The sequence below is a fragment of the Pseudomonas sp. BF-B-30 genome (genome assembly GCF_019956305.1).
Taxonomy (GTDB): domain Bacteria; phylum Pseudomonadota; class Gammaproteobacteria; order Pseudomonadales; family Pseudomonadaceae; genus Aquipseudomonas; species Aquipseudomonas jessenii.
Genome location: NZ_JAHBDG010000046.1, coordinates 26,329 through 35,142, shown reverse-complemented (window position 1 = coordinate 35,142; position 8,814 = coordinate 26,329). Strand labels below are relative to the sequence as shown.

Below are 8,814 nucleotides of genomic sequence, written 5' to 3'. Positions count from 1 at the left end.
GGCTTGCTCGCGAAAGCGTCGTATCAGTCGCCAATAATGTTGGCTGGCACACCGCTTTCGCGAGCAAGCCCGCTCCCACAGGGACATGCGGTGTGTTTATTGACCGTTTTTGACCTTGCTCCAGATCCGCGTGCGCACGCGCTCGGTAGCGGGTGGCAGTGGCTGGAGGGTGAACAAGGTGGCCATGGCTTCGGCGGGCGGATAGACGGCCGGGTTGCTGCGGGTCGCTTCGGCCACCAGCGTGGTGGCGCTGCGGTTGCCGTTGGGGTAGTTGAGGTGGTCACTGACCGGGGCGATGACTTCGGCGCGCATCAGGTAGTCGATGAAGGCCAAGCCTTGTTCCGGGTGCGGAGCGTCCTTGAGCAGCACCAGCGTATCGAACCACACCGGCGCGCCTTCCTTCGGCAAGCTGTAGGCGATCTTCACGCCGTTGCCGGCCTGCTCGGCGGTGGATTTGGCTTCAAGCATCGCGCCGGACCAGCCCACCGCCACGCAGATGTTGCCGTTGGACAGGTCGCTGATGAACTTCGACGAGTTGAAGTAGGCGATGTGCGGACGCAGTTTCAGCAGCAGCGCTTCGGCCTTCTTGTAGTCCTCGGGGTTGGTGCTGTTGGGCGGCAGGCCGAGGTAGTGCAGGGCAACCGGCAGCATCTCCGACGGCGAGTCGAGCATGGCCACGCCGCATTCGCCGAGTTTCGCCAGGTTCTCTTCCTTGAACACCAGGTCCCAGGAATCCACCGGCGCCTTGTCACCCAGCAGCGCGCGCACTTTATCGATGTTGTAGCCGATACCGTTGGTGCCCCACAGGTAGGGTACGGCGTACTGGTTGCCCGGATCGTTGTTGGCCAGTTTCGCCAGCAGTTCGGTGTCCATGTTCTTGAAGTCCGGCATCTGCGCACGGGGCAGGGGGGCGAGGGCGCCGGCCTTGATCAGCGTGGGCAAACTGAAGTTGCTGGCCACCACCACGTCGTAGCCGCTGCGGCTGGTGAGCAACTTGCCTTCGAGCACTTCGGCGCTGTCGAAGGTGTCGTAGACCGGTGCAATCCCGGTGTCACGCTTGAAGTCCTGCAGGGTGGTGGGACCAATGTAGTCGTACCAGTTGTACACGTGCACGGTCGGGGCTTCGACCGCAAAAGCCGACAGCGAAACCGCCAGACAGGCACCCAACCCCAGATTGAAATACAAGCGGTGACGACTCATGATGCGGCACTCCTGGCCTGTTGCGGCCGGTGGTAATCAGGAGTTTGCAGCGTATCGACCGGGGTGGCCTTCACCCATTCCCATCATGGGTTACTCAAAAGGGGTAGTGCGTGGACGCGTTGTTGAAAGAGTTGCCGGTGCATCAGGGGCTGGCGCGGGTCTTTACGGCGGTGGGGCAGGACAGTTTCTGGCGTGCACTGGTCGATACCCTGCGCTTGCTGGTGCCGCTGGATAACGCGCTGGTGGCGCTGATGCGCCCGGGGCATGTGCCGCGCCTGCTGATTGACTTCGATGCCAAGGGCAACAGTGCTGAGCAGGAAGAGCTGGCGGACTACCGGGCCGGCATGTACCTGCTTGATCCGTTCTATCAAGCCGCTTGCGCCGGCATCGCCGACGGCTTGCACAGCCTTGATTCGGTGGCCCCCGACCAGTTCCAGCACAGTGAGTACTACCTGAGTTACTTCAGCACCGTGGTCGGTGGGGACGAATTGCAGTTCATGGTCAACGTCGATGGCGCCGTGCTCGGCCTGTCCCTGGGGCGTTCGACACGCTTCAGCCTCGAGGAGCAGGGCCGTCTGCTGTGCGTGCGTGACTGGGTGCTGGCGGCGATGCGCCGACACCTGGATTTGCTGCCACCGGAAGGGCCTGTCGCCGAACCACCGGCCGGCGATCTGGCGACCTTGCTCGATCGCTTCGACGCACGCCTGACCCTGCGGGAAATCGAAACCGCGCGCCTGATTCTCCAGGGGTTCTCCAGCAAGGCCATCGCCCAGCAAATGGGCATCTCACCTGAGACGGTGAAAGTGCATCGACGCAACCTCTATCACAAGCTCAACGTGAACGGACATGGCGAGTTGTTTGCACTGGTGTTGCGGCCGCGTTAATCCGGATTGTCCGGTTGACCAGGCCGCTGCCTTCGCGAGCAGGCTCGCTCCCACAGTGAACTGCATTCCATTGTGGGAGCGAGCCTGCTCGCGAAGGGCATGACTCGGTGTTACTGCCGAAACACCAACGCCTTCAACCCACACTCGAGATCGGTATCCGGAAACTCCGGCGGATTCTCCAGCCGTTGCTCGAACCGCAGGCTTGGCGCCTCGTGTGTCACGCCATCGATCAGGAAATCAGCTCCGAAGGCCGGGTCGTTCATGCATGCCAGCACGGTACCCTGGGGGCTGAGCAATTCCGGCAATCGGCGCAACACTCGCTGGTAGTCCTTGGTCAGCAGGAAGCTGCCTTTCTGGAACGATGGGGGGTCGATGATCACCAGGTCGTACGGGCCTTTGCCGATCACCTTGCCCCAGGACTTGAACAGGTCGTGGCCGAGGAAACTGACCTTGCTCATGTCGTGGCCGTTGAGCCGGTGGTTGTCACGGCCACGGTTCAAGGCCGGGCTCGACATGTCGAGGTTGACCACGTGGCTCGCGCCGCCTTCGATGGCCGCCACCGAAAATCCGCAGGTGTAGGCGAACAGGTTCAACACCCGTTTTCCCTCGGCATTGGCCCGCACCCAGTCGCGACCGTAGCGCATGTCGAGGAACAGCCCGGTGTTCTGTTTGCGGCCCAGGTCCACCCGGTACTTCAGGCCACCCTCGGTGATGGTCATTTCCTCGATGACGTCCCCCAGCAGCCACTCGGTGGTGCTTTGCAGCAGGTAGCGATGTTGCAGCAACAGGGTGTGGGCGCCGGACTGGGCCCATTGCGTTGACTCGGTGATCGCCATCAGCAACTGCTTCAAGCCTTCCAGTTGCTCAGCTTCCGGCTCCTTGAACAGCGCCACCAGCACGACGCCCTGCAACCAGTCCACGGTCACTTGCTCCAGCCCCGGCCAGCAGCGGCCACGGCCGTGGAACAGGCGGCGGGTTTCGGCGGGGGGTGTTGCCAGTGCCGTCAGCAAGTGGTCGTGAAGGGTGGAGAGGGCGTCTGCGTTCATTGGTCTGGGTCGGCAATTTGCGGGGGCGGCATTTAACCATAATTGCACAACCGACGGACCACCACAGAACCCTGTAGGAGCGAGCTTGCTCGCGATAGAGGTGGGTCATTCAGCAGTTGTATCGCCGGATACGACGCCATCGCGAGCAAGCTCGCTCCCACAGGTTTTCCGGTGCTCGTCAGGAGCGAGTTATCACGTTTAATTTAACTTTGCGTGAGGATTTGGCGATCTTCCGGCTTCCATACTCGGCTCCAACGAACAACAACAAACGGGAGCCGGACATGTCGCAGACAACTGCTTCACCCAAGGCCAGCCATCCACGCTGGCTGCGGCTGACCCATTGGCTCAACGCCCTGGCGGTGCTGGTGATGGTCACCAGCGGTTGGCGCATCTATAACGCCTCGCCGCTCTACGATTTCAGCTTTCCCAATTCGATCACCCTCGGCGGCTGGCTGGCAGGCGCGCTGCAATGGCACTTCGCGGCGATGTGGTTCCTGGCGATCAACGGTCTGATTTACCTGGCCTTCAACCTGTTCAGCGGGCGCCTGAAGCGGCGTTTCTTCCCGGTGTCGCCCAAAGGCGTGTTGCACGACCTGTGGGCCGCCTTGCGGGGAAAACTCGGGCACGCCGACCTCAATCATTACAACCAGGTGCAGCGTTTTGCATACCTGTTCGTGATGGTCGACATCCTCCTGCTGGTGCTCTCCGGGCTGGTGTTGTGGAAGTCGGTGCAGTTTCCGCTGCTGCGCGAGTTGCTGTTCGGCTACGAGGGCGCACGCCGCGTGCACTTCTTCGCCATGGCATTGCTGGTGGCCTTCGTGGTGGTGCATCTGGTGATGGTCGCACTGGTTCCAAAAACGCTGTGGGCCATGATCGTCGGCCGCAAGGAGCAGGTATGAAAAAGCGCATTCAGGTAGCCGGGCTGGACGAGGGTTCGATCCTCACCGATGCCCGCAAGATCCTCGCGCCACAGATCGAGGACCGCTCGCGCCGCTCGTTCCTGTTGCGCGGCCTGACCCTTGGCGGCGTGGCGATGCTGTCCGGCTGCAACATCACTGACAACGACAGTGTTGAGACTGCGCTGTCGTCCATGTCGCGCTTCAACGACCGGGTGCAAGGCTGGCTGTTCAACCCCAACGCGATGGCGCCGACCTATCCCGAATCGATGATCACCCGGCCGTTTCCCTTCAATGCCTTCTACGACATCGACGAAGCGCCGACGGTGGAGGAGGAGGGCTATCGCCTGGAAGTCACCGGCCTGGTCGCCGACAAGCGCAGCTGGCGCCTCGAAGAGCTAAGGGCCATGGCCCAGACCGAGCAGATCACCCGGCACATTTGCGTCGAAGGCTGGAGCGCGATCGGGCGTTGGGGCGGCGTACGCTTCAGCGATTTCCTCAAGCGCATCGGCGCCGACACCGATGCCAAATACGTCGGTTTCAAATGCGCCGACGACTACTACACCAGCATCGACATGGCCACCGCGCTGCATGCGCAAACCCTGTTGGCGCTGACCTGGGACGGCGCGGTGCTGCCGCGCGAATATGGCTTCCCGATGAAGCTGCGCATGCCCACCAAGCTTGGCTACAAGAACCCCAAACACATTCAGGCGATTTTCGTCAGCAACACCTACAGCGGCGGCTACTGGGAAGACCAGGGCTACAACTGGTTCGGTGGCAGCTGATGAACGTGCGAAACATTCACCGTCCGCAAACCCGTGCTCCAAGGAGATCCATCATGAAAAAGTTGACCACTGTTGTTCTGTCCATGTGCCTGGCCGTTGGCGCTGCCTCTGTGGTTGCCGCTACTGCTGTCGATAACGGCAGCATGAGCAAGGACTCGATGTCCAAAGACGCCATGTCCAAGGATGCGATGAAGAAGACCGATTCGATGTCCAGGGACGCCATGTCCAAAGACGGCATGTCCAAAGACTCCATGAGCAAGGAAGGCATGAAAAAAGACGCCATGTCCAAGGATGCGATGAAAAAAAGCGAAATGTCGCAGTAATTCCAAGCACCGCAGACCCTGTGGGAGCGGGCTTGCTCGCGAAAGCGGCGTATCAGTCAACATTGATAGCGACTGACACTATGCCTTCGCGAGCAAGCCCGCTCCCACAGGTTTTTGTCGCCCCGAACTACCTGAATCCCCAAAAGGGACATCGATGATTGATCCGGACGCTTGGCGCCGGTCATCTGGCTGTATCAAAAATGAATTTCCACCGATTCCGCTGCTCATACCTTTTAGGTGGCGGATCAGAACCCGCGAAATCATCGAGGCAATCAGGGAGCGGCACGGTCATGAGTCGAGTACCGACGGCGGGTGGGGATCTTCCTGGCGGGTTGATTCTGGTGGTTGAGGACGACCCGCTGATCCTGGAGTTTCTCTGTGAAATTCTTCAGGAGGAAGGTTTTGTCGTCGAGCCGCAAATCAGCGCGGACGCGGCAGCGATATATCTGGAGCAGCATGCGCCACAGGTGGGCATGCTGCTGACAGACATCACCATGCCCGGCACGCTCAACGGCGCGGACCTGGCCAACCAGTTCGGCGATCGCTGGCCGGACAAGCCGATCATGATCATGTCCGGTTTCGAAACCCCTGAAAGCGCAGGTGTGCGGCACGCGGTCTCGTTCATCAAGAAACCCTGGATGATTGGCGGGCTGCTCGATTGCGTGGGCCAGACCTTCAAGTCCAAACGACTCAACTGATCTGCGCGCAGATGCTACATTGCCGGGCAAATCCGTCCGGCACCTGCGAGGTTCTTTTCCTTGTTCGATCACTCTGTATTCAACTCGACTTACCGTGCCTTTCTGTTCGATATGGACGGCACCGTCCTGACGTCCATTGCCGCCGCCGAGCGGGTCTGGACCACCTGGGCGGTACGTCATGGTGTCGATGTCGACAGCTTCCTGCCGACCATTCACGGTGCCCGCGCCATCGACACCATCAGGCGCCTGGACTTGCCCGGGGTGGATGCCGAGGCCGAAGCCGCGTGGATTACCGAAGCGGAGGTCGTCGACGTCGACGGGGTATTGGAAGTGGCTGGCGCGGCAAAATTCTTGCGGTCCTTGCCAGCCAGCCAATGGGCCATCGTCACTTCCGCCCCGCGGGAACTGGCGTTGCGGCGCATGGCGGCGGCGGGGATACCGGAGCCTGACGTCATGATTACGGCCGAGGACGTCACGGTCGGCAAACCCGATCCGACTGGGTACAAACTCGCGGCCCGGCGCTTGGGTGTCGAGCCTGAGCAGTGCCTGGTTTTTGAGGACGCCACGGTGGGGATTCTGGCCGCCGAGGCGGCGGGGGCGGATTTGATGATTGTCACGGCGACCCATGAGCAGCCGATCGAGACGTTGCATGCGACGTTGGCAAGTTATGAATCGGTTCTGGTTAAGGTGGGTGCCGATGGATTGCGCCTGCACACGGCCTAATGTGGGAGCGGCGGTGCGGCGATCCGACTTGCTCGCGAAAGCGGCGTATCAGTCAACATTGATAGCGACTGACACTATGCCTTCGCGAGCAAGCCCGCTCCCACAGGGGATCAGTGTTCCGGTCAGTAAAGCCCGGGGATCAACCGCCAGGACCGGGCGCAATAGGCCTCGTATTCGCTGCCGAACTGCGCCCTCAGCAAGGCCTCTTCCGAGTGAATGCGCGCAATCAGCGGGATCAGCATCAGCGCCACCAATATCAGCCCGACACCAGAGCGAAAGGCCAGTGCCCAACCGATGCCAATGACCATCATCCCCAGATAACTGGGGTTGCGCAGGTTGCGGTAGATTCCCTCGGTGACCAGTCGATGCCCCGGCTGAATGGCCACCAGCCCACTGAAGCGCTTGCCCAGCACAAACACCGGCCACAACCGCAGCGCGCCGCCGACGATGAACAACAGCGCCCCAAGCCAGCGCACGCCTTCACCACCAAAGGTCCAGAAATCGATGCGGTCGGTATAGGCCGGCAGATAGCCGCTCAGCAGCCCGATCACCCCGAAGGCCGGAATGACCCAGCGGTTGGCCCGGTCTTCGCGTTCCCCCGAACTCAGGTTGACCTCGGTGAACAGCGACGCGACAGCCATGATCAGGGTGGCCAGGGCAACGACAACCAGTGAACCGTGGCTGAAATAAGCCGCGAATCCACCGATTCCCCGGATCGCCAAGGCGAGGTAGGCGAGGGTGCTGATGACGGCGAAAAACGCCAATTTTGCCGAGATCTTCATGGTGCCTCCACGAATTAGCTTACCTCTAAGTGTAGGAGCCTGCGCCAGACCGCTGAGACGGTCACCCCGGACCGGGTGAACTAAACTTGCATGAGAGAACCGTTCACCGCTGGCTCGTTGACCTGTTCCGCGAGCCGGTGGCGTGTAACAGGAACCGATATGCTTCACATCCGAACGCCTTTGATCCTGCACCCTGGCCTATCGACTCCGACCCGCCGTATCTGGCTGAAACTGGAAAACCTGCAACCTGGCGGCTCGTTCAAAATACGCGGCATTGGCTTGCTGTGCAGCCGGGCGGCGCAGCAGGGCAAGCGCAAGGTGGTCTGTCCCTCCGGCGGTAACGCGGGACTGGCCACGGCCATGGCCGCTGCATGCCTGGGGCTCAAGGCATGCATCGTGGTGCCGCACACTACCCCGCAAAGCACCCGGGCTCGGATCAGCAATACCGGCGCCGAGGTGATCGTGCACGGCAAGGTCTGGGACGAAGCCAATCAACGGGCGCGGGAACTCGCCCAGGACCCGCGCAGTGAATTCGTGCCGGCCTTCGACCACCCGGTGTTGTGGGAAGGGCACAGCACCATGGTCGATGAAATCCTCGAAGACTGCCCGCCAGTGGATGTGCTGGTGACATCGGTGGGCGGCGGTGGCTTGCTGGCGGGGCTGCTCACCGGCCTGATACGTCATCGGCACACCGATTGCCGCATCGTTGCCTGCGAAACCGAAGGCGCGGCATCATTCGCCGCGGCGGTGGCGGCCGGGCACCCGGTCAGACTGCCGAAAATCGACACTGTCGCCACGTCCCTGGGCGCCGCACAAGTGGCCGCCTGGCCGGTCAAGCACATCGGCGAATTCCCCCATGAGTGCGTGGTGCTCAGTGATGATGAGGCGATCATGGGCGTGGTGCGTTACGCCAATGATTTGCGTCAGCTGGTCGAACCTGCGTGCGGGGTTTCATTGGCGATTGCCTACCTGGATCACCCGGCGATTGCCGACGCCAATGACGTGGTGATCGTGGTGTGCGGCGGGGTGAGTATCAACGCGCAAATCGTGGCCGGGTGGGCACGTTTGTCCACTGGCACGCACGCCAGGCAGGGCTGGAAACGCTATCCCGGTGTCACAAGCCCCACCGCTGGCGATGACGATCTTCAGTGATCGGTGGCAACGCCTTCCTGGACGAGAATGGCGCGGGCCAGGTCTTCGTCGCTTGCATTGTTGAGGGCGGGATTGTCCTGGCGGACCTTTTTCAACAGCGCCTCCAGGTAAGCACCACGAATCGCACCGCCGCTGGCGACGAAGCTGGAAGCGTCATCCCGGGCGGGAATCATGAGTTTGTCGTCTTTGAACGTCGAGTACAGCGAGGCGGAAACCCCGGCGGAAGTGGCGACGTCACCCGCATCCACATCGGCCAGAGCCGAGCCGAAGGGTAAACAAAGTACCAGGGAAGAAATGATAAATATGCGGCGCATGACGGTGTCCT

At 61.4% G+C, this 8,814-nt stretch carries 11 protein-coding genes; 7 read left to right on the top strand and 4 right to left on the bottom strand.

From position 1 onward, the window contains the following. Positions 1–96 precede the first annotated feature (96 nt). Positions 97–1,200, bottom strand: a complete 1,104-nt coding sequence (locus KGB29_RS22265; protein ID WP_150815268.1) for an extracellular solute-binding protein — start codon at positions 1,198–1,200, stop codon at positions 97–99. 110 nt (positions 1,201–1,310) lie between these two features. Here KGB29_RS22265 and KGB29_RS22260 point away from each other — a divergent pair, with 110 nt between their 5' ends. Further along, positions 1,311–2,084: a helix-turn-helix transcriptional regulator gene (locus KGB29_RS22260; RefSeq protein WP_150815269.1), complete on the top strand. Its 774-nt coding sequence runs from the start codon at positions 1,311–1,313 to the stop codon at positions 2,082–2,084. 110 nt (positions 2,085–2,194) lie between these two features. Here KGB29_RS22260 and KGB29_RS22255 read toward each other — a convergent pair whose 3' ends face one another. Beyond that, positions 2,195–3,130, bottom strand: coding sequence for a class I SAM-dependent methyltransferase (locus KGB29_RS22255; RefSeq protein ID WP_150815270.1), 936 nt, complete (start codon positions 3,128–3,130; stop codon positions 2,195–2,197). 281 nt (positions 3,131–3,411) lie between these two features. On the opposite strand from KGB29_RS22255, the gene KGB29_RS22250 reads away from it, so the two are divergent. The 5 genes from KGB29_RS22250 to KGB29_RS22230 all read left to right on the top strand — a co-directional run bounded on the left by KGB29_RS22250 (position 3,412) and on the right by KGB29_RS22230 (position 6,555). Beyond that, the gene (locus KGB29_RS22250) at positions 3,412–4,029 is read left to right on the top strand and encodes a cytochrome b/b6 domain-containing protein (RefSeq protein ID WP_150815272.1); all 618 of its coding nucleotides are present in this window, start codon (positions 3,412–3,414) and stop codon (positions 4,027–4,029) included. After that, the gene (locus KGB29_RS22245; RefSeq protein WP_150815273.1) at positions 4,026–4,811 is read left to right on the top strand and encodes a molybdopterin-dependent oxidoreductase; all 786 of its coding nucleotides are present in this window, start codon (positions 4,026–4,028) and stop codon (positions 4,809–4,811) included. The genes KGB29_RS22250 and KGB29_RS22245 overlap by 4 nt, the downstream gene beginning before the upstream one ends. Positions 4,812–4,864: 53 nt before the next feature. Next, the gene (locus tag KGB29_RS22240) at positions 4,865–5,134 is read left to right on the top strand and encodes a pentapeptide MXKDX repeat protein (protein WP_150815274.1); all 270 of its coding nucleotides are present in this window, start codon (positions 4,865–4,867) and stop codon (positions 5,132–5,134) included. A 290-nt stretch (positions 5,135–5,424) separates the two neighbouring features. Further along, the gene (locus tag KGB29_RS22235) at positions 5,425–5,832 is read left to right on the top strand and encodes a response regulator (RefSeq protein WP_150815275.1); all 408 of its coding nucleotides are present in this window, start codon (positions 5,425–5,427) and stop codon (positions 5,830–5,832) included. A 60-nt stretch (positions 5,833–5,892) separates the two neighbouring features. Further along, on the top strand, positions 5,893–6,555 hold the full coding sequence (locus KGB29_RS22230) for an HAD-IA family hydrolase (protein WP_150815276.1): 663 nt from the start codon (positions 5,893–5,895) through the stop codon (positions 6,553–6,555). 122 nt (positions 6,556–6,677) lie between these two features. Here KGB29_RS22230 and KGB29_RS22225 read toward each other — a convergent pair whose 3' ends face one another. After that, positions 6,678–7,337, bottom strand: a complete 660-nt coding sequence (locus KGB29_RS22225) for a methyltransferase family protein (RefSeq protein WP_218544095.1) — start codon at positions 7,335–7,337, stop codon at positions 6,678–6,680. Between the two features lie 159 nt (positions 7,338–7,496). Here KGB29_RS22225 and KGB29_RS22220 point away from each other — a divergent pair, with 159 nt between their 5' ends. After that, positions 7,497–8,489, top strand: coding sequence for a pyridoxal-phosphate dependent enzyme (locus tag KGB29_RS22220; RefSeq protein ID WP_150815278.1), 993 nt, complete (start codon positions 7,497–7,499; stop codon positions 8,487–8,489). Here the strand turns inward: KGB29_RS22220 and KGB29_RS22215 are convergent. Then, positions 8,483–8,803, bottom strand: a complete 321-nt coding sequence (locus KGB29_RS22215) for a DUF2388 domain-containing protein (RefSeq protein WP_150815279.1) — start codon at positions 8,801–8,803, stop codon at positions 8,483–8,485. The genes KGB29_RS22220 and KGB29_RS22215 overlap by 7 nt on opposite strands. Positions 8,804–8,814: the final 11 nt, after the last annotated feature.